Origin of the sequence: Devosia riboflavina, from assembly GCF_000743575.1 — a bacterium.
Lineage (GTDB): Bacteria > Pseudomonadota > Alphaproteobacteria > Rhizobiales > Devosiaceae > Devosia > Devosia riboflavina.
In genome coordinates this window covers 161,826-187,443 of record NZ_JQGC01000017.1, presented here as the reverse complement: position 1 = coordinate 187,443, position 25,618 = coordinate 161,826, and the positions used below count along the sequence as shown (strand labels likewise).

23 protein-coding genes are annotated in these 25,618 nt (G+C 61.4%); 14 read left to right on the top strand and 9 right to left on the bottom strand.

What is annotated here, in order from left to right:
• Positions 1-16: 16 nt before the first annotated feature.
• Complete coding sequence (locus JP75_RS17610; RefSeq protein WP_035085543.1) at positions 17-925, bottom strand: N-acetylglucosamine kinase; 909 nt, start codon at positions 923-925, stop codon at positions 17-19.
• 99 nt (positions 926-1,024) lie between these two features.
• On the opposite strand from JP75_RS17610, the gene JP75_RS17605 reads away from it, so the two are divergent.
• From JP75_RS17605 to JP75_RS17565, 9 genes are all read left to right on the top strand, one after another.
• Positions 1,025-2,275 carry an extracellular solute-binding protein gene (locus JP75_RS17605; RefSeq protein ID WP_035085542.1) on the top strand — a complete coding sequence of 417 codons (1,251 nt, stop codon included), beginning with the start codon at positions 1,025-1,027 and terminating at the stop codon, positions 2,273-2,275.
• 1 nt (position 2,276) lies between these two features.
• A complete protein-coding gene (locus JP75_RS17600) occupies positions 2,277-3,209 on the top strand; it encodes a carbohydrate ABC transporter permease (RefSeq protein ID WP_035085540.1) in 933 nt (310 codons plus the stop codon).
• Positions 3,209-4,087 (top strand): carbohydrate ABC transporter permease, encoded by an 879-nt coding sequence (locus tag JP75_RS17595; protein WP_035085538.1) that lies wholly within the window; start codon positions 3,209-3,211, stop codon positions 4,085-4,087. The genes JP75_RS17600 and JP75_RS17595 overlap by 1 nt, the downstream gene beginning before the upstream one ends.
• Before the next feature lie 9 nt (positions 4,088-4,096).
• The gene (locus JP75_RS17590; protein WP_035085537.1) at positions 4,097-4,882 is read left to right on the top strand and encodes an SDR family NAD(P)-dependent oxidoreductase; all 786 of its coding nucleotides are present in this window, start codon (positions 4,097-4,099) and stop codon (positions 4,880-4,882) included.
• A gap of 560 nt (positions 4,883-5,442) precedes the next feature.
• Positions 5,443-5,577 (top strand): SDR family oxidoreductase, encoded by a 135-nt coding sequence (locus JP75_RS27390; protein ID WP_201772950.1) that lies wholly within the window; start codon positions 5,443-5,445, stop codon positions 5,575-5,577.
• A gap of 79 nt (positions 5,578-5,656) precedes the next feature.
• A complete protein-coding gene (locus JP75_RS17580) occupies positions 5,657-6,955 on the top strand; it encodes an ABC transporter substrate-binding protein (RefSeq protein ID WP_035085533.1) in 1,299 nt (432 codons plus the stop codon).
• Between the two features lie 67 nt (positions 6,956-7,022).
• Positions 7,023-7,910, top strand: a complete 888-nt coding sequence (locus JP75_RS17575; RefSeq protein ID WP_051960856.1) for a carbohydrate ABC transporter permease — start codon at positions 7,023-7,025, stop codon at positions 7,908-7,910.
• Positions 7,911-7,913: 3 nt separating this feature from the next.
• Positions 7,914-8,744: a carbohydrate ABC transporter permease gene (locus tag JP75_RS17570; protein ID WP_051960855.1), complete on the top strand. Its 831-nt coding sequence runs from the start codon at positions 7,914-7,916 to the stop codon at positions 8,742-8,744.
• Between the two features lie 16 nt (positions 8,745-8,760).
• On the top strand, positions 8,761-10,722 hold the full coding sequence (locus JP75_RS17565; RefSeq protein WP_035085532.1) for a LamG-like jellyroll fold domain-containing protein: 1,962 nt from the start codon (positions 8,761-8,763) through the stop codon (positions 10,720-10,722).
• A 43-nt stretch (positions 10,723-10,765) separates the two neighbouring features.
• Here JP75_RS17565 and JP75_RS17560 read toward each other — a convergent pair whose 3' ends face one another.
• Complete coding sequence (locus tag JP75_RS17560; RefSeq protein WP_035085531.1) at positions 10,766-11,542, bottom strand: GntR family transcriptional regulator; 777 nt, start codon at positions 11,540-11,542, stop codon at positions 10,766-10,768.
• Positions 11,543-11,647: 105 nt separating this feature from the next.
• On the opposite strand from JP75_RS17560, the gene JP75_RS17555 reads away from it, so the two are divergent.
• The 4 genes from JP75_RS17555 to JP75_RS17540 are packed head-to-tail and all read left to right on the top strand — an operon-like array spanning position 11,648 to position 16,346.
• Positions 11,648-12,715 (top strand): ABC transporter ATP-binding protein, encoded by a 1,068-nt coding sequence (locus tag JP75_RS17555; RefSeq protein ID WP_035085530.1) that lies wholly within the window; start codon positions 11,648-11,650, stop codon positions 12,713-12,715.
• An 18-nt stretch (positions 12,716-12,733) separates the two neighbouring features.
• Entirely contained in the window at positions 12,734-13,768 is a 1,035-nt protein-coding gene (locus tag JP75_RS17550; protein ID WP_035085529.1) for an L-idonate 5-dehydrogenase, read from the top strand.
• Entirely contained in the window at positions 13,765-14,700 is a 936-nt protein-coding gene (locus JP75_RS17545) for an aldo/keto reductase (RefSeq protein ID WP_035085528.1), read from the top strand. Before JP75_RS17550 ends, JP75_RS17545 begins: the two co-directional genes overlap by 4 nt.
• 50 nt (positions 14,701-14,750) lie before the next feature.
• Positions 14,751-16,346, top strand: a complete 1,596-nt coding sequence (locus JP75_RS17540; RefSeq protein ID WP_035085527.1) for a glycoside hydrolase family 43 protein — start codon at positions 14,751-14,753, stop codon at positions 16,344-16,346.
• A 148-nt stretch (positions 16,347-16,494) separates the two neighbouring features.
• Here JP75_RS17540 and JP75_RS17535 read toward each other — a convergent pair whose 3' ends face one another.
• On the bottom strand, positions 16,495-17,421 hold the full coding sequence (locus tag JP75_RS17535) for an AraC family transcriptional regulator (RefSeq protein WP_160194712.1): 927 nt from the start codon (positions 17,419-17,421) through the stop codon (positions 16,495-16,497).
• A gap of 93 nt (positions 17,422-17,514) precedes the next feature.
• Between JP75_RS17535 and JP75_RS17530 the strand changes: the two genes are divergently transcribed.
• Positions 17,515-18,516: an oxidoreductase gene (locus JP75_RS17530; protein ID WP_035085523.1), complete on the top strand. Its 1,002-nt coding sequence runs from the start codon at positions 17,515-17,517 to the stop codon at positions 18,514-18,516.
• Positions 18,517-18,983: 467 nt separating this feature from the next.
• On the opposite strand, the gene JP75_RS17525 is transcribed toward JP75_RS17530, so the two are convergent.
• The 6 genes from JP75_RS17525 to JP75_RS17500 all read right to left on the bottom strand — a co-directional run bounded on the left by JP75_RS17525 (position 18,984) and on the right by JP75_RS17500 (position 25,578).
• Positions 18,984-20,498, bottom strand: a complete 1,515-nt coding sequence (locus JP75_RS17525) for a TolC family protein (protein WP_051960854.1) — start codon at positions 20,496-20,498, stop codon at positions 18,984-18,986.
• Positions 20,498-22,486 (bottom strand): FUSC family protein, encoded by a 1,989-nt coding sequence (locus tag JP75_RS17520; RefSeq protein ID WP_051960853.1) that lies wholly within the window; start codon positions 22,484-22,486, stop codon positions 20,498-20,500. The genes JP75_RS17525 and JP75_RS17520 overlap by 1 nt, the downstream gene beginning before the upstream one ends.
• Entirely contained in the window at positions 22,467-23,510 is a 1,044-nt protein-coding gene (gene mdtN / locus JP75_RS17515; protein ID WP_051960852.1) for a multidrug transporter subunit MdtN, read from the bottom strand. Before mdtN ends, JP75_RS17520 begins: the two co-directional genes overlap by 20 nt.
• Entirely contained in the window at positions 23,510-23,788 is a 279-nt protein-coding gene (locus JP75_RS17510; protein WP_035085520.1) for a YtcA family lipoprotein, read from the bottom strand. The genes mdtN and JP75_RS17510 overlap by 1 nt, the downstream gene beginning before the upstream one ends.
• A gap of 84 nt (positions 23,789-23,872) precedes the next feature.
• Positions 23,873-24,061: a hypothetical protein gene (locus JP75_RS17505; protein WP_201772949.1), complete on the bottom strand. Its 189-nt coding sequence runs from the start codon at positions 24,059-24,061 to the stop codon at positions 23,873-23,875.
• A 110-nt stretch (positions 24,062-24,171) separates the two neighbouring features.
• The gene (locus JP75_RS17500) at positions 24,172-25,578 is read right to left on the bottom strand and encodes a helix-turn-helix domain-containing protein (RefSeq protein WP_035085518.1); all 1,407 of its coding nucleotides are present in this window, start codon (positions 25,576-25,578) and stop codon (positions 24,172-24,174) included.
• Positions 25,579-25,618 lie beyond the last annotated feature (40 nt).

The window sequence follows — 25,618 nt, the reverse complement described above, 5'->3', positions numbered from 1 at the left end:
GGATGGGTCTCCATTGCTAAAGTGCCCGCTGAACAGGGCGGCCGGTGAGGACACGGCCGGCCATGGCTGCTGCCCCGACAACCGGGTCGGCGGTGAGGAGCACGACTTCGCTCTGTGGGGAAAAAGTGCGAACGGCCGTACGGAAGGTGTCGAACAGCAGCTCCTGTCGGGCGAAGACAGTGCCGCCGGCCACCACGATCGAGCTATTGGCGCCGCGATCAACAAGAATACGCACCAGTCCTGCCAATGCCTCGGCGCCTTCCACAATCACCCGACGTGCTAGCGCTGAGCCGTTATTGGCGGCATCGAACACCATATTGGCATGGCGACCCCATTCGGCCGCGCCGCGCACCTCATTGAGCAGTCGTCCCAGCTTGGTGACTTCCGTTGTGCCCAGGGCCGCGAGCATGGAACCGATGAGCGGATCGTCCAGGCGATTGCGGTCAATAGCGCCGCGCACTGCCTTGGCCGCCTCGCGGACGATGGCTGCTGCACTGCCTTCATCGCCGAGTATCCAGCCCCACCCGCCGGCAGCGAGCATGTGCCCCTCGCCGTCGCGTGAGACGGCAATGGAGCCTGTGCCCGAAACGACCCCGATCCCTGAAACATAGCCTGCCGCCGGCACCAGGAGTTCGGAGTCGTTGACCACGGTGACCTGGCAGCCCAGCTCGGTCTCAAGGGCCTTCTGCAGCGCCCGGCATTGCGCGTCGCTGTCACAGCCATGCGCACCTACCGCAAGGCCTTGCAGGGGAGCGCCTGCCACTCGACGCGCAAATTCGGCGAGGCCCCTCGCGTCATCTTCCACACGCCATGTTCGCCACGACGACGTCGCTACGGTTTCATTGGCAATCACTACGTCGCCACGCAGCACCATGACCTGGGTCTTGGTGCCGCCGACATCCATGCCTGCGACCAACTGGTCCATCAGGGCCACCTACTTAGTTAGGAAAGATTACAAACTATCTAGTCAGGGCCTACAAACTATGATTTGGTGATGTCGTCAAGGGTGCCAATGGAGAAGGCAATGACTATCGCAAAGCTAGTGCGGACAGTTCTGCTCGGGGGGATTACCGCAGGGCTGGTCACTAATGCAGCTCTCGCTGCGGACATCACTTTCTGGACCTGGCGGCAGGAGGATAAGGCCGCCTACGAACAGTTCTTCGCCGCGTTTACGGCCGAAAATCCCGACATCAACGTGAAGTTCGAGGCGCTGCCCGACGACACCTATCCCACCATGGTGTCGACGGGCCTTGCCGCCGGCAAGGCTGCCGACGTGATTCATACCCATGCCTATGGCTGGCTCGACCAATTCGTGCGCTCCGGCTATCTGGAGCCGCTCGATCAGGCTGCCGTGCCCAGCCTCGCCAATTTTACGCCCGACGCGATCGAAGCGCTGAGCTTCCGCGAAAACCATCAGGTCTATGCGGTGCCATTCGCCACCATGACGCTGGGCCTGTTTATCAATAAGGACGTGTTCGAGAAGGCCGGCCTCACCCCGCCCACCACCTGGGAAGAGTTCAAGACCGTGAGCGAAGCGCTCAAGGCCCAGGGTATCATCCCACTGGCCAATGGTCTGGGCACTAGCTGGTTCAACGAGATGTTTGTCTCGGTGTTCACCGGCCCGTTCCTAGGGTCCGATTTCGGTGCCGAGCTCAGCACGGGCGCTACGACCTATAAGGACCCGCGTTACGCCGCCGCGCTTTCCAAGCTGCTCGAACTGCGCGACTACATGCCGCCCAATTATGCCGGCGTCGATTATGACACCGCTGGGCAGCTATTCCTGTCGGGCCGCGCCGCCATGCTGGCCGGCGGCAGCTTCGATATCGCCAACTATCGCAAGCTCAACCCTGCCATCAACATGGACTTCATCGCTCCGCCCGCCGCATCTGCCGGCGACGCGTCACATGCGTCCAAGTTCTATGACGGTGGTTATGCGGTGAACGCGGCTTCTCCCAACAAGGAAGCAGCAGAGCGTCTGGTCAATTGGATGGGCACGGCCGAGTTCGGCAACATGTTCTCCAACACGCTGGGCAATATCTCGCCCATCAATGGCGTGGAGATCACGGACCCGATCCTACACCACGTTGCTGAGCTCAATCAGACCGCCGTGCCGCATCTCAATGTGGTATATTTCCGCTTCGGCAAGCCCACTGGCTCCGAAATACTCCAGGCCAACATCACCAAGATGATGGCTGGCGATATGACGCCCGAACAAGTCGGCGTGGAAATGACCAACGGCATTGCCACTTGGTTCGCCCCCTTCCAAGGAAAGTAAGATGACAGCCGAACGGCGCCGCAACTCCTCCCCCCTGTCGCGCCGGTCGCTCTGGATCGCTTTCCTTCTGGCGCCAGCGGCCGTGATCATGATGACCTTCGTGGTCTGGCCGCTGATGTCGGCCCTTCAACTCTCGTTTTTCAGATTTGAAGGGCTCACGCCTGGCGATTTCGTGTGGTTCGAAAACTTCAACAAGGTGCTGTTCCAAAGCCCCTTCCGCGAAGCTACCTACAACGCACTCTGGCACAATATCGTCGTTTTCTTCGCCCTGATGGTGTTGGAAAACGGCCTTGCCCTGCTCATTGCCTATGCCCTGCTCAAGGAATTGCCCGGCCACCGGGTGCATCAGGTGATTGTCTTCCTGCCGGTGGTGCTATCCGCCGTCATCGTGGCTTTCCTCTGGAAGCTGCTGCTCCATCCGCTGTTCGGCGTCGTCAACGCCGCGCTCGGCCTCTTCGGCATCATGGGCCCAGCATGGCTGGGCAGTGAACCCACTGCCTTGGGTTCGATCGTCTTTGCCAATGTGTGGCACTGGATGGGCTTCCCCACCTTGGTCCTGTTGGCCGGCATGCAGCGCATCAGCCGCGAAGTGCTCGAAGCCGCCCGCCTCGATGGCGCTGGCGACTGGACCATCCTTACCAAGATCGTCTGGCCGCTGATCGCCCCCAGCGTCACCATCGTCACCGTGCTCACCTTCATCGGCAGCTTCAACTGGTTCGAACTGCCCTTGATGATGGCCGATATGGAAGGCTCGCCCGGCCGCTCCACCGATGTGCTTGCGCTCTATTTCTACCGCACCGCCTTCGGTAGCGTCACCAGCGGTATCCAGGACTTTGGCCAGGGCAGCGCCCTTGCCGTGCTGATGTTCCTGTTCGTGGGCGCTGTCACCGTGGTTGCCCTCAAGTACCTGCGCAGCCGCGAGATCGAAATCTGATGACCGATATCACCAGCACCTCGCCCGCCCAGTCTTCGTCGCGTCCGTCCACCTACAAGGGCGAAGGCCTTAAGAACGGGGCCATTCAGGCCCTGCTCTGGCTTAATGCCGTGATCATGCTCTACCCGCTCTTCGTCATGGTCATGTCCTCGTTCAAGTCCAATGCGGAGATCTTCTCGTCACCGCTGGCGCTGCCTCAGGGCCTGAACTTCGCCAATCTGGAAAAGGTCTGGAGCGAGACCAATTTCCTGCAATATATGGGCAATTCGCTGCTGGTCACTACGGCCTCGGTGGCGCTGATCCTGGTCGTCAGCACCATGGCGGCCTATGCCATAGCCCGCTACGAGTTCCGCCATTCCGGGCTCTGGCTCATGTTCTTCCTTTCGGGCATGACCGTTCCGCTCAAGCTGGCGATCATTCCGCTGTTCCTGCAGCTTAATGCGCTCAACCTGCTCAATACCTATGCCGGGCTCATCCTGGTCTATACGGCCATGGGCATTCCCTCGGCAGTCTTCATTATGACCGGATTCCTGCGCGCACTGCCCAAGGAGCTTGAGGAAAGCGCTCGCATCGATGGCGCCAATGAATTGGTCATCATGTGGCAGGTCATGCTGCCGCTGGCCCGCCCGGCCATGGTCATCGTCGCCATCCAGAATGCCGTGCCCATCTGGAACGACTTCTTCTTTCCTCTGATCCTGATCACCTCGGACAGCCTCAAGACCCTGCCGCAGGGACTGACCGTGTTCATGGGCGAATTCGTGACGGACTGGGGCGTGTTGTTTACTGGGCTGACCCTTGCTGCGTTGCCCATCACGCTTCTCTACATATTGCTTTCTCGTCAGTTCATCGCCGGATTGACGCAGGGCGCTATCAAATAGGAAAACGCAATGAAACGTGCCGAGGGGAGCGTCGCTCTCATCACTGGGGGTGGCTCAGGCATTGGAGCCACCGCCGCAGCGAGACTGGCTGAAATAGGATGTTCTGTTGCGATCAACTATTCTCGCAACAGCGCCGGCGCCGAAGCGGTAGCCGAAAGTTGCCGGCTTCTGGGTGTGAATGCCATTACGCTGAAGGGCAATGTCGCCAGTGATGCCGACTGCCGCCATATGGCAGAGGAAACTGTCGCTTCTCTTGGGCGTCTCGATATTTTGGTAAATTGCGCCGGCGTCACCCGTCGTGTTCCGGCCAATGATCTTGACGCCCTCAGCAGTGATGACTTTTCGGCAGTTAATGCTGTCAACGTCACCGGCGCGTTTCAGATGATCCGAGCCGCAGCACGCCACCTGAAGCGCTCCGGCGCTGGCACCATAATCAATGTCTCCTCGGATTCAGGGATTACCGGCGATGGCTCTTCGCTTTCCTATGCCGCATCAAAAGGAGCTCTCAATACTCTGACGATAGGATTGGCCCGAGAACTTGCGCCAGAGATACGCGTCAATGCCATCTGTCCGGGTTTCGTGGACACCAACTGGGCGCTCGCTTGGCAAAATTCTGATAGTTATGAGCATTTCAAGCGGCGTGTTGCTGACATCGCCCCGCTGAAAACGATCCCTTCGCCCGATGACGTCGCTGACATGATCGAATGGTTAGTCGTTGGTGCGCGCTGCGTTACCGGGCAACTGCTCGTTATCGATTCCGGAACACACCTCACAGTAGGAAACCCACTACCCTAAGACCGCTCTTGTTCGGCTTTAGAGAAATAGAAATTGTTCTCTAGTGAATGCGGCTTGGCTCGTTCGTCCCCTTGGTGGGCAAGAATCCCGGATATCTGGAAGAGACCTAGGGCCGCAGGTCACAATACCGCGCAGTTGTTGTTTGGCGCCGTTGCCTTTGGCGGCGCCTAAACCTCGATGTCGGCATATTTCGAACCAAGTGCCTCGGCCTGCGCGAGCGTTTTTCAACGGTCAATCGTTACCTCGCGGCGCTACGCGTGGGTCACCAACCAGCTGATGGGAAAGCGCGCCGGTGGGCAGATTTAGGGAATCTGCGGAATTGCCGTCGGCCGGCCGCATGCGCATAGAGTTCGAAAGTGCGCCGGTCCCCGAAACAACGATCTCGCCGTCGGCGAACAGTTCCCCACCGATCGGACTAGGTTCCCCGCGGACGCGATCCGGGCTTTTTCCGAAGACAGCAATTGCGAGCCAGTCGCATCGATGCGACCGCCGCTAATGTCGAGAGCCGTCTTCCAGACTAGAATATCCGTGCCCTTCATGCTGGCGCCGACCCCCGCCCCGTGAATGCGGAATACCGCGTCTTTGCCGAACTCGTCGCGTTTCTTGCCTCCGACCGTGCCAAGATGATCACCGGACAATTTGTCGTAGTCGACGGCGGGTGGTGGGGTCGGCGCGAGAGCGCCTCTTTGCCTTGACGTCTTCTGGTTTCCGATATACCGATATATTAGTATTTGAGGGACCAAGTCCCGATACGAAAGGGAGGACCGATCGGTCATGACGACACTTCGCACCTTGCGCGCTCTGGCCCTGGCCGGCGTTGCCTTTGCAATCGCCCAGGGCGGGGCAATGGCGCAAACCGTTGAACTCAATCTCTGGTCGGAGCTTTCGGCTCCTCCAGAATCCACCGTGCTCAATAAGGCGGTCGAGATGTTCAATGCGGCCAATCCCGACATCGTGGTCAAACATACCGCGTTTGAAAACACCGCCTATGAAACCGCGCTGCGCACGGCCTTTGCCGGCGGCACGCCGCCCGATATTGCCGAGGTCAATGCCGGTTCCAACGCTTTTCAATACGCCCAGTCCGGGCAACTGCTGGATCTGACCGACTTTGTCACACCGATCGAGGCCAAGCTGCGTCCAGGCCTTGAGACCATGTATCAGTACGACGGCAAGTCCTACGGCGTGCTCTGGGGCCTCAAGGTTGGCAATATCCTCTATTACAATCCGAAAATGCTCGAAGAGCAGGGCGTCGACCCGGCTAGTCTTGCCACTTGGGAAGGGTTCATGGATGCGAGCCAAACCTTCCTCGATGCCGGCATTACGCCCATCGCTTTCGGCGATCGCGATCAGTGGACTGGCAATCACTACTTCAACCACATCCTGCATGGCGTATTGAGCAAGGACGAATACGATCGTATTGGCCTGCAGACGCTCGACCCCTCCGTCACCTCCGACATCAAATGGAGCGATGAGAAGCCAGTGCGCGCCTGGGAATTGTTCAAGGCCGTGGCCGATGCCGGATATTTCACCCCCGGCTATCTCTCGGATGATAACGACACGGCGGCAGGCCTGTTCTTCTCGGGCCGGGCGCCATTCTATTCCACGGGCAGCTGGGGCGTTGGCATGGCCAAGGGCGCGGGAGCCGAAGATGTCGCGCTGACGCTGTTCCCTCCGGTTGCCGATAGCCCGGAGCCGACGGCCATCGTCACCAATTCGTTGCTGTTCACCATTCCCTCCACCACCAAGGACGCAGATGCGGCCAAGCGCTTCCTCGAATTCCTCACCAGCGAGGAAGTCCAGAAGCTCTATGTGGAAGAAAATTTCGACCTCAGCCCCTACAATTACGACATGTCATCCTGGACCATGGATCCGATGCTGCGCCAGGTGAGCGATTTGCTCGAAAACGCGCAGAACGCCTCGCCCTTCCTCGATATGATCGAGGATGTGCAGTGCATGCAGGAGAATGTGAACGAGGCCAATGTCGCGGTGCTGACCGGCGATCTCAGCCCGCAGGATGCCGGCGACATGCATCAGGAATGCGTTGACGACCTGCGAGCCTCGCGCAACTGGTAATGCCGATCCGGGAGGGAGCGGCCGTCCGCTCCCTCCCCCTTTCCGTCTATCGCCGAGGAGAAGTGCCGTGCGCCGTTCGGGCCGGACCAAGTTCCACATCTGGCTGCTGCTACCGGCCTTTACCTTTTATACCGTGTTCTGGATCGTCCCGGCGGTCGTGGCCTTCCTGTCCAGTTTTACGCAGTGGAACGGGGTCAGCCTCGCCTCCATCCGCTGGGTGGGACTGGCTAATTATGTCGAGCTTTTCGACGATCGCTGGTTCTGGAACGCGCTGCGCAACAATCTGCTGTTCGTTGCTGTGGTGCTTTGCGCGATCATCGTGCTGGGGATGACCTATGCGCTGATCCTCAATGCCAGGCCGCGCGGACATTCGGTCTTTTCGACCATTTTCTTCATCCCCATCGTTCTCTCGAGCGTGGTCATCGGCCTTTTGTTCACGCAGATGCTGAGCCCCACCGTAGGTCTGGTTGGTCCGGCTCTTTCGGCTCTGGGCGTGCCGGGTGTCGCCGAGCACCAATGGCTGGGCAGTCGCGATACGGCGCTGCCGATGATCATGATGGTCTATGTCTGGCAGCAATTGGGCTTTGCTATTCTGTTGCTGCTGGCCGGGCTCCAGACCATTCCCAACGACTATATCGAAGCGGCGCGCGTCGATGGCGCCAGCGCCTGGAATATCACGCGACACATCACCCTGCCGCTGATGCGGCCGGTATTGACCGTGGTCATCGTGCTCGTCACCACCAATGCCTTCCTGCTCTTCGATCTCGTCGTCGTCATGACCAATGGCGGTCCGTTCCACGCATCGGAAGTTCTGAGCGTCTTCATGTATTCCGAGGCCTTCCTCAAGGGTAATCCAGGCTATGGCACGGCCATTGCCATGATGCTTTTCGTCATCGTTCTCTGCGTCAGCGTCATTCAACTGGCGCTGTCCGGCCGCGGCCAGAAGGCGGCATAGCCCATGTTCAAATCGCTTCCACTCGCCGTTCGGATCGCTGCCTACTTTCTGCTACTGGCTCTTGCCGTCTCGATCGTGCTGCCCTTCCTGTGGATGATCGCCACGGCGCTCAAGACCACCGCGGAAATCAGCCAGTCGCCGTTCTCGCTGCCGGCAGCGCCCAATTTTGGGGTGTTCATCGATGCCTGGCAGCAGGGCAATTTTACGCGGCTCTATCTCAACTCGCTGGGCATCACGGCCCTTTCCGTTACCGGCCTCATCGCCTTTTGCAGCGCCGCCGGCTATGCGCTGGCGCATTTCCAGTTCCGCGGCCGCGAGGCGCTGTTTCTCTATTTTCTCGCGGGCATGATGATCCCGCCGCAGGTGATCCTGGTCCCGAGCTTCAAGATCATGGCGACGCTGGGCCTGGTGAACACCTATTGGGCGGTGATCCTCACCTATTTCGCCTGGGTGCCCTTCGCCATCTTCTTCTTCCGGGCCTATTTCGCCGGCATTCCGCGCGAACTCGCCGAGGCTGCGCGGGTGGAAGGGGTGTCCGAATGGAACATCTTCACCCGCATCATGCTGCCGCTGGCCAAGCCGGCCATGGCGACAGTGGGCATCGTCTATTTCATCTGGATCTTCAACGATTTCATGTGGCCGCTGATCTATCTCAACGACCAGTCGCTGCGCACCGTCACGCTCGGGATGATGGCCTTCCAGGGCAGCCATGCCGCTCTCATGAATCTCAAGGTCGCCGCCCTGCTGCTCGCAACGGCGCCGCCGCTCATCGTCTTCCTGCTCTTCCGCCGCCAGATCCAGAACGGTCTGATCGAAGGCGCGCTCAAGGCATAATTCTCAAGGAATATCCATGTCTGCTTCGTCCTATCGCTGGACCGCTGGCGATGCTCAAACAGAATATACGCGCCATGGCTATCTCGTCGCGGCTAAGGGGCTCGACGCAGACCGGTCCCTGATCTTCGACGGTTTCTCCGGCTATGTGTCGGGGCCGGCGCCAACCGGCTTGGCTGGCTCGTTCCATATCGCCGTCAATCTGGCGCTTGCCGCCTATCCCTGGAATGTCTGCCCGCTTCTCGATGCTTTGACGCTCGAGCGGGACGGTGGTGAATCCGGCTTCAGCATTGCCATTGACGATAGGGGGCGGCCGCGCTTCACCCTTGTGACCAGCACGGGCCTGCATGTGCTCAATGGGGAGATGGCGCTTGATCTCTATCGTTGGCATCGGGTCGTCTTCGAATACGAGCCCGGCACTGCCATGCGCATCCTTGTCGATGGGCAGGAGGTCGGACGGAGTAGCGTCTCGGGCACCTATCGGCCATCGGAGGCGAGCGAGGCGCTCATTGGCCGCACGCGCCATGAGATTATTCCCACTGGACCGATCCGCCCCTACGCGCATCTGCCCATTACCGTTTATTTCGACGGGCTGATCGAAGCGGTCACAATCGGTTCGGGCGTGGCTCCTGCTGGGTCCGTCGGGAGCCCCTCGGAATTGCCCGATCTGGCACCTCGCAAGCTACCTGCCGGGCCAGCCGGTAAGGGGCGCTTCGGGGCGACATATGAGCATCTCAAATATTACGATGGCTGGGATCGGCGCTGGCGCGTCGGCGAGCATCCTGACGTTCTGGTGCGCTTCGACGAGGCCGACTATCGGGTCGTATTCTGGCGCGGCACCAATTACATCCCCTGCTGGGTCAGCGGAGAGGGCGTCTGGTACACCAACGAATTCAACGAAACCTGGGGCAATGGCGCCACCGGCTGTGCCGAGCCGATGTCGGACAAGCACTGTGCCTATTCGCATGTGCGCATCATCGAAAGCCATGATGCTCGTGTCGTCGTGCATTGGCGCTACGCCCTGGTCGACGTGCTCGATGTGCGACCGCGCAAGGACCCGGTGAGCGGCTGGACGGATTTTTCTGACGAGGTCTACACCATCTATCCCGATGGCACCGCGACGCGCTCGATCACGCTCCATTCTACCCAGCCGATGGAATCGCACGAATTTCAGGAGTCCATCGTGGTGCTCGGCCCCGGGCAGCGACCGGAGGATGTATTGGAGATCGAGCCGGTGACATTGGCCAATATGGCGGGCGAAGCCAAAACCTATTCCTGGGAAAATGGCCGGCCACGGCATCTGCCGGAACCGCCACGCGCCAATATCGCGCTGATCAATACCAAGGCCGCGCAGCGGCCCTATATGATCGTTTCGGATGAGCCCTGCCTGACGCGCGACGACGGTCCGCAGCCTGCGCCGCTCTTTCCTCCTTACTATCACGAGACCCTGAGCGAGGGGCAGACGTTCCCCTGGTGGAATCATTGGCCGACGAGCGATATTCCATCCGACGGCCGGCGAGCCGTGGCGGCCGACCGGGCTTCGCATTCTTCGGTGCTGACCGGCTCGGAATGGGCTGACTACAAGGTGACGCCAACCTCGCGCCAGCGCGTCATGCTGCATGGGCTGACCGATCGGAAGGTCGAAGATCTGGTGCCGCTTGCCGCCGCCTGGCTCTCGCCGGCGCCGCTTTCGGGCGCGAAGGGGCAGTTCGATCCGGTAGAAAAGGCCTATGTTCTGGCCGCGGGCGCGGGAAGAGGGTTTACCCTCATGGGAAGCGCGCAAACGCCGATCATCAACCCCGCCTTCATCATTACCGATTGCCCGGGTGAAGTCAGCGTCGAGATCGACGGCGAGGCGATTTTGCCGGGCAAGCATCTGCGCCTGGGTTGGCGACACAGCGCCGAGCGCAGCGATCTGGTGATCTGGGTCGAAATTTCAGCCACACGGCCGGTCCACCTTTCCTTCCAGGTCCGGCAGTAAGAGGCCGGCGGCGCGGCAAATCCTCCCGTCGCGCCGCCGGTTCTCAAAGCGAGAAACGTTCGAATTCTTCCAGCAATTGTCCGGCTTCGGGCGCGAACAGTTCGGCCCGCTGCGTCATCAGGTGGCGGATGGTGAGGAAGACCCGGTCGAGGTGGATCTTCATCGCCTTGGCCGCGGTGTCTTCGTCACCGGCGCGGATGGCTTCAACGATGGCTTCATGCTCGTCGAGCACGATTTTCATATGGTTGGGCTCAGGCATTTGCAGGCGGCGTACGCGGTCGAGCTGGGCCTTGGCGCCGGTCACGAGGCGCCAGATACGCGGCGAACCGCCATGTTCGCAGATGAGCTGGTGCATCGCCTCATCCTGCTCGTAGAACTGGTCGTAGTCGCTATCGGTCGCCATCAGCTTTTGCTGATGCATGTTGAGGTCGAGCCGGGCAAGGAAAGCCTTGCTAACCCGCCGCGCTGCAAACCGCACGACCTTTACCTCGAGAGCGTCGCGGACGAGCTGTCCTTCGAGCACGTAACGCAGATCGATCGGTGCGACGAAGGTGCCCGCATTGGGGCGGACATCGACCAGGTTCTCGGCATGGAGCTGCAAGATGGCCTCGCGCAGAGGTGTGCGGGAGACCTGCAACTGCTCGCAAATTTCTTTTTCGTTGATCGCCACGCCTGGTGGCATTTCCAGGGACACGATGGCGCCCCGCACGAGGTCATAAACCTGGGCAGTCTTGGGGAGTGCAGGATTGATGTCGCTCGCTGAAAAGATCGCACCGATATCGATGCTGTCCTTCGCTTCGATCCGCCTGGGCCGGGGCATCGTGTCTCCTAAACGAGTGGGATTCCGACCTTGACACATTCGAGGGCGGTTGACACTACCAGTATAGCAATATACCGATATATTAGTTTTGAGGTGAGGAAGCCAATGTCCGATTTGCGGATTTCCGGACTGAAAAAGTCCTATGGCAGCGTAAGCGTGCTCAAGGGCATCGACCTTACCATAGAGGCTGGCGAGTTCGTGGTTTTCGTGGGCCCTTCGGGCTGCGGCAAATCCACTTTGCTGCGCATGATCGCGGGGCTCGAAGACATTACAGATGGCAGCATTGCCATCGGCGGTCGCGTCGTTAATGACCTGCCACCCGCAGACCGCGCCATTGCGATGGTGTTCCAGTCCTACGCGCTCTATCCGCATATGACTGTCAGGGACAATATGTCCTTCGGCATGCGCATGGCCAAGGAACCGAAGGCCGAGATCGAACAGCGGGTGAACCGGGCGGCCGAGATGCTGCAGCTCACGCCTCTGCTTGATCGTTTGCCCAAGCAGCTTTCGGGTGGCCAGCGCCAGCGCGTCGCCATTGGCCGCGCGATTACGCGCGATCCAAAGGTTTTTCTGTTCGATGAGCCCCTGTCCAATCTCGATGCCGCGTTGCGTGTAGCGACACGTATCGAGATTGCCCGCCTCAAGCAGTCCATGCCCGATACGACCATGATCTACGTTACCCATGATCAGGTCGAGGCTATGACCCTCGCCGACCGCATCGTGGTGATGCGGGCAGGCAGCGTGGAGCAGGTTGGAACGCCACTCGAGCTTTATCACACCCCGGCCAATCGCTTTGTGGCAGGGTTCATCGGCTCTCCCGCCATGAATTTCCTGCCGGTCACTCGGGTCGACGATGGCCGGATCAAGGCTGTCGAGGGTGATGCCATTGATCTACCCTTTTCTGCGCCGGTCGAAGCCGGGACGGTTCTGGGGGTGCGCCCCGAAGATCTGACGCTGGCGAGCGGTTCCGCGCTTATTCGCGGCCGTGCTTCGGTGATCGAGAATCTGGGCGAACTGGCGATTGTCTACGTCGACGCCGGAACGCCAGAACCCGTCATCGTTAAGCTGCCGGGCAATAGCAGTCTGCGACCCGGCGATGCGGTGGCGCTGACCGCGCCGGCGGACCGGCTGCATCTTTTCGCTGCGGATGGTCTGGCGCTGCGTCCGCGATAACTCCCGAGTCTTCACGATATGAAAGCCATTGTTCTATACGGCCAGCGCGACTTGCGGGCCGAGACGGTTCCGACCCCGCAGCCGGCGGCGGGGGAGGTGCTGGTACGCGTTCGACGCGCCGGCATCTGCGGTTCGGATATGCATTACTTTCTGCACGGCAGGGCTGGTAGCTTCGTCCCCAAGCGGCCTTTCATTCTCGGCCATGAGATCGCGGGCGAAGTGGTGGCGGCGGGTCCGGGCGGTGACGCGAATCTGCTCGGCAAGCGTGTGGCGATCGATCCGTCCATGCCCTGCGGGTATTGCGCCTATTGTCGCGAAGGGCGCTACAACCTCTGCATCAACATGCGGTTCTACGGATCGGCAAGTACCGACCCGCATGTGGATGGCGGATTTGCCGAATATGCGGTGGCGCCGGCCGCCAATTGCCACGTCCTGCCTGAAGGCCTGGACTGGACCGCAGCCGCGATGACCGAGCCGCTTTCGGTGTGCGTGCACGCCGCCATGCGGGTTGGCACACTGGCTGGCAAATCGGTGCTGGTGATCGGCGGCGGCGCTATCGGCCAATTGACGGCATTGGTGGCGCGGGCCTTCGGCGCCAGCCGTGTCGTGCTGTCCGACATTGCTGAATTTCCGCGCGCCTTGGCGGTCGAGCTTGGTGCGGATGGAGCGCTAGATGCAGCCGATCCGGATATCGTTGGTGCGGCCGAAGCGCTCGCCCCAGAAGGCTTTCATGTCGTTTTCGAAGCCTCGGGCGCGCCGCCGGCGGTTTCCGCTGCCATCGCCCTCGCGCGGCGCGGCGGCACGATCGTGCAGATCGGGACGCTGCCGGCCGATGTCACTGCGCCGCTTAACACGATCATGGCGCGCGAATTGAGTTATCTCGGCTCCTTCCGCTTCGCCAATGCCTTCGGCATTGCCCTCGATCTGCTGTCATCGGGGCGTGTGTCGGTGGACCGGCTCGTTAACGCCACCTATCCGCTTGCCGAAATGGACGCTGCCATGGCGCGCGCCGTGGGCAAGGATGGGGTGATCAAGGTGCAGGTCGAACCATGAAGCGCAATGCTTTGGGTCACACGGGGCTCGAGGTTTCAGCCCTCAGTTTCGGAGCTTCGGCGCTGGGCGGTGTTTTTCGCGACGTGGATGAGGCCGAGGCCATCGCCACGGTGCAGGCGGCGCTCGATGCCGGCATCACTTATTTCGATGTTGCTCCCGCCTATGGCGGCGGTCGCTCGGAAAGCGTTTTGGGCAAGGCGCTCAAAGGTATCGACCGGTCGAGCTATGTGCTTTCGACCAAGGTGGGCAAATATACCGACCCCGACCAATATGGACACGATACGCTCGATTATTCTGCCGCGCGTATAAGGGCTTCGCTCGATGAAAGCGCTGCCCGGCTCGGCACGGACTATTTCGACATCGTCCATATTCACGACATCGAATATCAGGGCCGAAGCCATCTTGATCAGGCGCTGACCGAGGGTTTTGAGACGCTGCTTGCTCTCAAGCTCGAGGGTCGCATTGGTTCGGTCAGTTTCGGCATCTATCCGATGGATCTCTGGCATCGCATTTTTGCCGAGTTGCCGGTGGATGCGGCCCTTGTCCACAACCACTACTGCCTCAACGATACCCGATTGACCTCGCTGTTGCCGAAGGCGCACGAAAAGGGCATCGGCATCATCAATGCCTCGCCCTTTGCCAGCGGCCTACTTACGGAGCGTGGGCCGGCGGACTGGCATGCCGCCGGGCCCGAGGATCGCGCCGTTTTCCGAGCGGCCGCGGACTATTGCACCAGAAGCGGCACCTCGATCAGTCAATTGGCCTTCCAGTTTTCCACCGGTCACCCCGAGATTGCCACCACCATGTTCAGCACCGCCAGCCGGTCCTCGCTCGAACGTTGTCTCTCCTGGTTGGGCACGCCGGCAGATTCCGAACTGGTCGCGGGGGTTCAGGCCATCCTCGCGCCGGTTGCCGGCAAGGATTGGGATTGATGCGCATCGACCCCTCGCCTGCCCAAAATCATCACTGACCGAGGATCGCCATGCCGCTCGTCGCCAATCCGATCCTGCCCGGCTTCAACCCGGACCCTTCGATCCTGCGGGTGGGCGAAGACTATTATATCGCCACCTCGACCTTCGAATGGTTTCCGGGCGTGCAGATTCATCACAGCACGGACCTTGCGAACTGGACGCTGATCACGCGACCGCTCAACCGCAAGAGCCAGCTCGATATGCGCGGCAATCCAGATAGTTGCGGGGTATGGGCGCCGTGTCTCACCCATGACGGGAAAAAATTCTGGCTGGTCTATACGAACGTCAAGCGCAAGGACGGATCGTTCAAGGATACGCATAATTACGTGGTCACCGCCGCGGACATAAAGGGCCCCTGGTCCGATCCGCTCTATCTCAATTCCTCCGGTTTCGACCCCAGCCTTTTCCACGATGACGACGGGCGCAAGTGGCTCGTCAATATGCTCTGGGACCATCGCGCCCGGCCAAATATGTTTGCCGGTATCCGCCTGCAGGAATTCGATCCGGGGCTCGGCCGGCTGACTGGAGAGGTCAAGACCATCTGGCACGGAACGGATCTCGGGCTGACGGAAGGACCGCATCTCTACAAGCGCAAAGGCTGGTACTATCTGCTGACCGCCGAGGGCGGTACTGGCTATGATCATGCCGTGACCCTGGCGCGTTCGCGGCAGATTGATGGCCCCTACGAAACCCATCCGCAAAAGCACATTTTCACGGCCAAGGATGCGCCTCTCCACCCGTTGCAGCGGACGGGTCATGGTGACTGGGTCGAAACACCGGACGGCCGCCAGTTCATCGTGCATCTGGCGGGCCGACCCATCACCCAGAAACGCCGCTGCGTGCTGGGGCGGGAGGCGGCTATTCAGGAAGTGGAATGGCGGGACGATTGGTTGTGGCTCAAAAGGGGCGGTATTCTGCCCGAGGTCGCCGTCGATTTACCCGCAACCTCGAACGGCCTTCTTGATGCGCCGCGCCACTACAGTTTTAGAGATGCGTTGCACAGTGACTTTCAATGGCTGCGCACGCCGGAGCCGGAACGCATCTTTGCGGTGACTGGCGACAAACTGCGTCTTTTTGGGCGAGAATCCATCGGTTCATGGTTCGAGCAGGCGCTGGTGGCGCGCCGGCAGACCCATTTTGATTACGACGCCGAAACTCTGGTGGAGGTCGCGCCGACCGACGAGCGCGTCATGGCAGGGCTCGTCGCCTATTATCAGCGCTACAATTTCCACTATCTCGCTATCACCGCGGGTGCCGATGGCCAGCGCGAATTGCTGATCATGAGTTCTCCCAGCAGCTTCCCTGATGGCAATGTGCAGTTTCCTGCGCCGCCCGTAGTTTTGCCGCAGGCCGGCGCTATCAGGCTGGCGCTTTCGGTCCGCGAAGCCGGTCTTCAATTCTTCTATGGCGTCGGCGCAGACGGTCCGCTGGTTCCGGTAGGGCCGGTTCTCGACGCTTCGCTGCTATCTGACGAAGGCGGGGCCTATGGCGTCGACGGCAGTTTTACGGGAGCATTCGTGGGCATGGCTGCCAATGACCTGAATGGCACCGCAACACCCGCGGACTTCGCCTATTTCAACTACGTGCCGGTTCCTACGAAGGTCTGATTTGGCAGCGACCGGCACCGCGTCGCCTGGGGCTTCCAATTCATCGCGGTCGGTTGCGATGACTCAATTCCAGGAAAGCACACGGGCGAACTGGCAGGACAATTCACCAAGCGCTGAGCGCCCATATGCCTGAGCCGGACGCCTACTGTCATTCGGCGAAAGCCGGAGCCTGATCGCGTTGCCGCCGGGGCGAATAGCCCATGACGCGCTTGAAGGCGGTGCTGAACGCCGCCTCCGAACTATAGCCGACGTCATGGGCCACCCGCGAGACCGAACTGCCTTCCCTGCGCAGTGCCCGGTCGGCCTGCCGCATCCGCCATTCCGTCAGATATGCCAGCGGCGGAAGGCCTGCTACGGCCTTGAAATGCGTGGCAAAGGTCGTGCGCGACATCGCTGCGGCGCGCGCCATCTCGGCCAGCGACCAATGGCGTGACGGATCGCCATGGATCAGCGCCAGCACCGGCACCAGCCGCGGGTCGCAGGCGGCGCGCAGCCAGCCCACCTCCACCGTGTTGCCGGCGGCAAGGTGACGGCGCAATATCTGGATCAGCAAAAGATGCGCCAAGCTGGAACAGGCCATCTCCGCACCCGGCGCCCGGCCCGCCGCTTCCTCGACAAGTTCGCCGATCAGGGCCGCCAGCCGCCCGGCGCCGCTATCGGTGGCGGTCAGGTGAATGAAATCGGGCAGGCTCTCCACCATCAGCCGTCCGCCGGCCTGGTCGGTATCGAGATGCCCGCCTAGAAACAGAAAATCGTCGCCTTCCCCGACAGGGACGATGGCCGCGCCGGCGCCCCGGAACAGGTCCGCAGACGGACGCGGCGCCATCGACAGGTCGCTTGCAACCGTGAAGCCAGCATTGCGCGTGAGCAGGAAAATATCGCCCTCTTCCAGGAGGAACGGCGGCTCGGTCCCATCCAGGGCCAGGTAGCACCGACCGCGCCCGATGACGAAAAACTTGATCTTCCTGGGCGGCTCGAAACGGATCGACCATTTGCCGCCACCGATGAAACCGCCGGCATAGATGGTGCGGGCATCGACCAGTTCGAGAGTTTGAGACAGGGGGTCACGAGGCATTTCTGAACGCAGGCGAAGGAATACGGGATTTTTGCACATTCAAAATACGCGCAACCCCCGCCATATCCAAGCCTCAAGAATGGAGAAAACCAAATGACCACTCCCCAGATCCCGCTAGGCTTGGGGTTTTCCGCCCACACGACCACGCTCGATGTCATCGCCGGCATCGATCTTGTGGGCAAACTCGCCATCGTCACTGGCGGATATGCGGGCCTCGGGCTTGAAGCCGCGCGCACATTGGCCGAAGCCGGCGCGCGCGTCATCGTGCCGGCACGTGATGTCGAGCGCGCTCGCCGCGCCATCTCGGAGATCGGCGGCGGCATCGAAGTGCGGCCCATGGACCTCAACGACCCCGCCTCGATTGACAGTTTCGCCCGCGGCATCGTCAGCTCCGGGCTGTCGCTGCATATCCTCATCAACAGCGCCGGCATCATGGCGGTGCCCGAACTGACCCGCGATGCGCGCGGCAATGAGATGCAGTTCTCCACCAATCACCTGGGGCATTTCCAACTGGTGCTGCGGCTGTTGCCGGCGCTGAAGCGCGCCGCTGGTGCGCGCGTGGTCTCGGTCTCGTCCATGGGCCACCGCTTCTCCGATATCGTCTGGGACGACATCAATTTCGCGACGCGTCCCTACGATCCCTGGAGCGCCTATGGCCAATCCAAGACCGCAAACATCCTGTTCGCGGTGGAACTGGATCGGCTGGGTCGCGACCACGGCATCCGCGCCTTCTCGCTGCATCCGGGCGGCATCGTCACCGGCCTTGCCAAGCATTTGCCCACCGAAAGGTTGAAGGAAATGGGCAATCTCGATGCCGATGGCGAGCCGGTCATCGATCCGGACCGCGATATGAAATCGCTGCCGCAGGGCGGCGCCACCCATATCTGGTGCGCCGTCAGTCCGCAGCTCGAAGGCATGGGCGGCGTATTCTGTGCCAATTCGGACATTGCAGCCATAGAGCAAGGCGAGACGGCATTGACGCTTGAGGGCCGCGACCGGCGCACCTCCCACGTCGCAGCCTATGCGATCGACCCTGATTCCGCTCGGCGCCTCTGGACCATCAGCGAAACCATGACCGGCATAGCGTTCGAATAGGCGATTCTTGAAGTCGGAGGAACGTCGGACGCAACGCTTCGACGCTCTCCGCCTTAACCATTCCCTTGCAGGATGGAAATGGAGGGCGGTCGCAGGAGCGCCCTCTATTCTTGTGCGGCCGAGGCTCCATTTGACGCGCTTGAGCGTATCGATGGCGCCACCTTTCCTCCGCGATATTCAGAGCATTCGTTGACTATATGAAAGCATGAAAAGTCAGACTTTGCTCAATGGCCGACCATAGCAACAAGAACTTGATCGATGTGCCGCGGCAACCGCGAAATGCAGCGTCCGAAGAGCTTCGAAATCAGGCTAGAGCTGGCTAGGCCATCCCCGCTTTGAAATCGAAATGTGCCTGATAAGCATTGGTTTTCGAGCCTGTGACGCTGAAAGTGCTGTCCGTTCCTCTCCGCCACTTCCTTCGAAAATTCTAGGCGAAGTCGGCCGATACCCTCCTTTCCTGGATCGTGCTATTGCGCGCTGGTCAGTGTCCCGGTGGCAAAGGCCAGCGTCGCCGCGGCGACAAAGGCGTCGCTGCGGGCCTGGGCCTGGGCATATTGCGCCTTTAAGAGGCCCGTCTGGGTGACGCTGATATCGGCCAGCGTCCCAAGGCCGTTCTTGTAATAGTCGAGCGCGGCTTCATTGTTGACCTTGGCGGCATTCACCAGCGCGGTGGCGGCGGCATAGGCGGAAAGGCTCGTGCGCAGCACGTCATAGGCCACGACGATTTCCTGCGCCGCCGCGCCCTGCAGCCGGGCGAAATCCTGTTGCGAGGCGGCGGCATTGGCCTTGGCGGCGTCGAGCCGCGCGTCGCGCATGCCCCCGTCGAAGATCGGCACGGAAATGCCCAGGAGCACGGCGGCATTGGGCTGGCTGACATCGAGCGTGGCGGTGGAATCAAAGCGCGAATCGGTCACCGAATAGCTGCCAAAGGTGCGATTGACCGTCCCGGTCAGCGCCACCTTGGGCAAGAACCCGGCCTCTGCGGCCAAAATGCCCTGTTCGCTGGCTTTGACCTGCGCAAAGGCCGCCTGCACGTCCGGGCGGCGTTGCAGCGAGGTGGTGATCAACTGTTCGAGGTCTGCCGGCACCTGTCGTGGTAGCGGCTTGCCGCCCAGATCCTGCACTTTTATGCGGGTGGCCGGGGAAATGCCCATGGCGCCGAGGAGGGCCGAATAGGTGCTGCGCTCGCGTCCCTGCGCCAAAGTCAGGTCGAACTCGGCCTGCGCCACCACCTGGGTGGCCTGCGCCACTTCCATCGTGGTCGCCACGCCCTGTTCCACGCGCGCCTCAGCGGCGGTCAGCACCACCTTGGCATTGTCGAGCGCGGCGGCATCGATGCGGGACTGGGCCCGTGCGGCGCTATATTGGAAATAGGCAATGCTGACCTCGTGGATCAGCGTCTGATGCGCGCCATTGAAGCCGACATTGGCGGCAAAGGACAATTGCTGCGCAGTCGCCAGCGCCGCATCGCGCTCCCCAAAATCGAAGAGCAGCCATTTGACCGCCAGCGAGGGCATGATCTGCGTGCCTGATGTGGTGATGCTGCCATTGGGAATGTCCACCAGCACGCCGTCAAAACCCGGTGCGGTGGTGGAGGTGACGGCATAGCCGGCCAGAACGTCGGCGGTGAGGATCGGCAGATAGGCGCCTTCGGCAATGCCGGTCGCCGCTGCCGCCTCGCGGGCCCGCTGCCAGGCGGCCTGGGTCGCCGGATTGGAAAGCTGGGCGATGTTGATGAGTTCGGAGAGGCCGTAATTATGCGCGGGGTCGAGTTTTGGCGCAGCGATCGTGATCGGCAGGCTTGGATCGGGGGTTACCGCGAAATCGGCGCCGACCGCATTCGCCGCCGGCGTGCCGGCTGTGCCGCGATAGGGCGTTGTCGGGCTCGCAGGCGCCAGGTTCAGCGCCGAGGTCGAGCAGGCGGCCAGCAGGAGCAGGGCGCCGAAGCCGGCGGCAATACCGAAAAGCGGACGAAAAGCCATCACAGCGCCTCCAGCGTGCGGGCAAAGCCGTCTACCAGCTTGCGATAGGACCCAGCGGTTTCGACGAGGTCGCGGCGCCAGGGCGCGCGGGGCGGGGTCTTGTGCGCCAAGCGCTCAAGTCTGTGCAGGGCCTCGGTCGATCGGTGCAGCGAAAGGTTCAGCATGGTCCGGGCCTGTGGTTCAGGCGCCATGATAGCGGTGGCGGCGAGATTCAAAAACCCGGCCGTTTCTGCTTCCTGTGCAAGCGTTGCCGCTTTCACACAGCGCGGCGCGCCAAAAAGGTAGCGCTGGCGCTGGCGAAGCAGCCGCAGCCGCGCCACTTCGGGCAGGGCCTCCTGCGTGGCCGCCTCTATGGCCGCAGCATGCGGCAGGATCGGGGAGACCAGGCGCAGCCGGTTGGCTTCGAAATTCGAGAGCCGCCCCAGCCGCTCCGCTTCCCCCAGTTTCGGCGCTATTGCGGCAAGGCTGGTGCCAAAGGGGCGCAGCGCTTCGCCCAGCTTTTTCGCCGCTTCGGAGAGATTGCAGGCAATGCTGGTGGATACGCTCGTGGGCCAGAGCCAGAGGAAAACTATGGTGACCACGACATTGCCGATCAGGATGCCGAGGATGCGGTCGGTGGCGACATCGATGTCGAAGGCCGGCCCAAAACCTTTCAGAACGCAGAGGAAGAAGGCCAGCGCCATCTGCCAGCCCATATATTGGACGAGGCTCGACCCATTGGCGACCCAGGCGGCAATAAAGCTGCCTGCGGCCACCAGCAGAAGCAAATGGCCGATATCGGTCATGTGCGGCATGATGAAGATGATGCTGCCGACACCCATGGCCGCCCCAATGAGGCAGCCGATAATGCGCAATGTCGCCTTGTGCAGCGTCTCGCCCGTCGTGCCCAGCGCCACATAGAAGCAGGTGATCATGGCCGTGTGGATTTCGAACCAACCGCCGACGGTATAGATGGCATAGGTGATGAACACCGCCAGCATGGTCTTGAGCGCGAACTGCATATAGGCGGGATTGGTAAAAGTGTCGGCCGGCGCCGCCTTTTCGGCTTCGTTCGCCGGCAATGGCAGGCGCCCGCTCCACCAGCCGGCAAGACGTTCGGCAGAAGCGGCAAGCGGCAGATTGGCCGGAATATCGGCAAAGGGGCGCCAGAGTGCCGGAAGCACGCCGCGTTCTTCGATGGCTTTTGCCAGAAGCGCAAAACTTTGCGCCAGGGCAGGATCGGGCCGGGCGCCAAAACTGTCGGTGAGAATGCTCCTTGCTTCGGGCGCAATAGCGGCGAGCCGCGCCGCCTCGGCCTTGGAATGAAAGCCGAAAAGCGCGCCGAGCCTGGTATAGGCGCCCGATTCCCCCGCCCCTTCGGCGAGCAGTTCCAATGCCTGTTCCCTGGCGCCGGGCTCATCTTCCAACACGCCGGCAGCGGCGGCGAGCCGCCTTGCCGTATAGCGCCGGGCGAGTTTTGCGGGATTGGGGCCGATCAGCGCATTGACGAGAACCAGGGTCGCCATGGGGAAAAACACCACGACCCACATCCAGCTCAGTCCGCGCGACAGCAGTTCGGGAATGGGGACGAAATCGTTAAGCGTCATCACGAAGGCGAAGACGAAGCCGACCGTGGCGGCAATAGGTCCGGCCTTGGTCGCCACCGAAAAATACATGCCGCCAAAGGTGAAGGCCGCCATGAAGAAGAGCCTCAACATGGGCTCGTCGGCGGCGATCTGCAGGAACAGGAGGCCGAGCAGGATGCCCACCGAGGCGGCAATGATCAGGGCCAGCGCAATCAGAATGCCGCTCGCCGCATTGTCGCGGCTGGCAAAAAAGATGAGATAGCAGGAGAGGGCGGCTTCGGGCACATGCTGGCTCATCGAGAGCACCACGACAATGACGCAGCAGAGCGTCATGCGCAGCGAGGCGCCCAGCCGGCCCTCGAAAGGCCGCAACTCGTCGACGAAAACCTCGAAAAGGCCGGGCCTAGTGCTGGTCGCCGCCATTGCCCGCTTCCGTCTCTCCGCGCACCACGACCACGGCGGAAGCACCGACGCGCATCAGGTCAACCGGCGGCTCGTGCAGTTCCACATAGACCGGGAAGCGTTTGGCGACCTTCACCCAGTTGAGCGAATTGGCGATGATCGGGAGGCCCAGAATGGTGGCGCCATCGGTGGAGCGCACGCCCCAGCCGATGGCGGATATGGTGCCCGGCACGGCGACGCGCGAATTGGCCATGACGAAGACGTCGACACTGTCACCGACGGCCAGGTTGGGCAATTCGGTCTCGCGGAAAAAGGCGACCGCCTCCCAATGGGAGGTGTCGATCATTGCGAATACGCTCTGGCCGGTAATGACATATTCGCCCGCCGGCATGGTCAGGCCCGAGATGATGCCGTCAAAGGGGGCGCGGATGGTCGTATTGTCGAGATCGCGCTGCGCCAGCGCCACGGTGGCCGTCGCCACATCCACCTGGGCCGACCGCGTGTCGAGCGTGCCGATCACCTGGCTTGCCCCCTGGGATTGCTGCAAGGCCTGGTCGAGGCTGACAAGGGCATCGTTATAGGCCGTGCGCGCCTGATCGACCTGCTGGGCCGTCACGAAACCGCGTCCGAGGAGGGGTTCGAGCCGTTCGAGTGTCTGGCGGGCGAGGTCGGCATTGAACTGGGCGCGCTCGATCTGCTTTTGCGCGACATCGGCATTGGATTGTTCGGTGGCGATATTGCGCTCGCCCTGGGCCAGTTCGGATTGCGCCGCCGCCAGTTCGGCCTGCGCCTGTTCGAGCCGCAGCCGATAGGGCTCGGGGTCGATCTGGAACAGCATGTCGCCCTTTTTCACCGCCTGGTTGTTGCTCACCGCAATGGAAATGATGCGTCCGGGCACATTGGACGAAATCTGGATCACCGGCGCCTCGATCTCGGCGACGTCGGAGCGGGGACTGGCTTGGCCCGCGCTCCAGGCGAGATAGATCAGCACCGCCGTGCCGATAAAAACTCCATAGCCGATGATCTTGCCCAGAACCGCCCGCATCACACCACTCCCGACCATGCCAGCCACAGGACGATGCCACCGCTGATGGCAAGGCAGAGATAGACCAGCGGCGGGGCCGGCAGATGCTCATCGATATGAAGGGCAATGAGCAGTGCCCGCACGATCACGGCGACGAAGATGCCGCCGATCGCGCAGATGACCCAGGCGGGAAAGAACGATCCGAAAATCGGCACGGAGGGCGGGCCACCCGTGGCGCTGCAGCCTGCGAGTAAAGCGGTTACCAGAGTGGCGGCGCCGTATCGGCTCGACCGTGTCATGTCAGTCCTGTCCTCATATCGCGCCAATGGACCCGTTCGGTGCACACCGTTCATGGTCCGCGCCTTTGTCACGAGACGAAAAAGCTATTTGCCGCCGCTTTTCTTGAAATCCTCATAATATTCCTCCGCCAGCTTGCGAAGCGATTTTCCGATGGCGGCGTATTGATATTCCTGCAGATTTGCGAGCGACGCCCGGCCCGAAGGATGAAGCACCCCAAAGCCGCTGCCCGGCAGCAGGATGCCCCCGGTTTCATCGGCGACGCGGAACAGCACCTCGGTCGGGTTCTGCGTCTTCAGCACCTAATCGGCGGCAGATAGTCTACCATACAACATGCAATATTTGCAGTTTCGTCCTGAAAACTCGCCCTTTGTCGAGCCTTTCACTAGCTCATCCGGCCGTAAAAACTCTCCGGTCGGCTCGATCCATCGAGACTGAAGCGATGATCGGCCGGCGGATGCGCCCGCTGGCCGCATTCCATGCGGGGACAGGTGCGGCACCCGACTCCCACCGGCACGGCCTGGCCCTCGCCAAACACATCAATGCCATCGGCATAGACCATGTCCCGCGCGTGATGCGCCGAGCAGCCAAGGCCGATGGAGAGATAGCTTTTGGGCGCATTGTAGCGATAACCGCCCTTGGTGATGGTGCGGGCAATACAGAAATAGCGCTGCCCATCGGGCATCTGGCTCACCTGCACATGAATGCGCTCGGGCGCCATGAAAGCCTCATACATGTTCCAGCGCGGGCAGGCGCCCGAATGGCGCGGAATATGGATTCCCGAAAGCGAAAAGCGCTTCGAAATATTGCCCGCAATATCGGTGCGCACCAGATGCAGCGGAGTGCCCTGCGCGCCCTTGCGCTGCAAAGTCGTCATGCGGTGGCAGACCTGCTCGAAGCTGGCCGCAAAGCGCCGCCCGATCCGCTCGATATCATAGCGATGGTCGCGGCAGGCCTTCAGGAATGGTTCATAGGGCATGATCAACGCCCCGGCGAAATAAGCCGCCAGGACATTTCGCGCCAAAGCCGGCGCATCGCCCTCGGCAAGGTTCGAAGCGCCGATGATCGCATCTATTTCGGAACCAGTGGCCAGCTCGCCGAGATGATGAGCCAGCAAAAACTGCGCGGTTTCGCTCGGCAGCAGATCAGAAATCAGGATAGCTCGCCCCGAGGGATCGCGCTGCCGCGCGATGCCATGCGGCAGCGAGGCCAGCCGTACCTCCTGCCCAAAGACATTGAACAGATAGGCCTTCAACCCACTTTCAAAACTGTCGCCAAAATTGTCGATGTCGCTGCGAATGCGTTCCGCCGCCGCTTCCAGCGCCGGAAAGTGGTTGGCATTCTCCTGCAGGAAATCGGAAATGGCATCTGTCGCCATATGAAAAGGCGGCTCCGCCGCATCGACCTTCTGCACCCCCGTTTGACCCAGTCGCCGATAGCGATCGTAAAGCCGCAGCACCGCCCGCGCCGCGGCGGGATTGGATTGCGCGAGGTCGCGGATTTCCAGATTAGTGATGTCGCTATCGGCAAAAAGATCGTCGCCAAAGGCCTCCATAAGGTCGCCGACCAGCCGTCCCTCATCACTGTCCACCAGCTCGCCGGGCTCGACCCCCAATTGCCCGGCCAGCGAAAACAGCAGTGGCACGGTCACCTTGCGGCGATTGTGCTCGATGAGGTTGAGATAGCTCGCGGAAATGCCCAGCGCCTGCGCCAGGTCCGCCTGCGACAGTTTTTTCTGCCGCCGCAGCCGCTTGATGCGGCCGCCGATCTGCATCTCGGCCTCGGCAACCATCGTCTCCTCCGTGCCTGTCTTTACAGACTTTACAATTCGC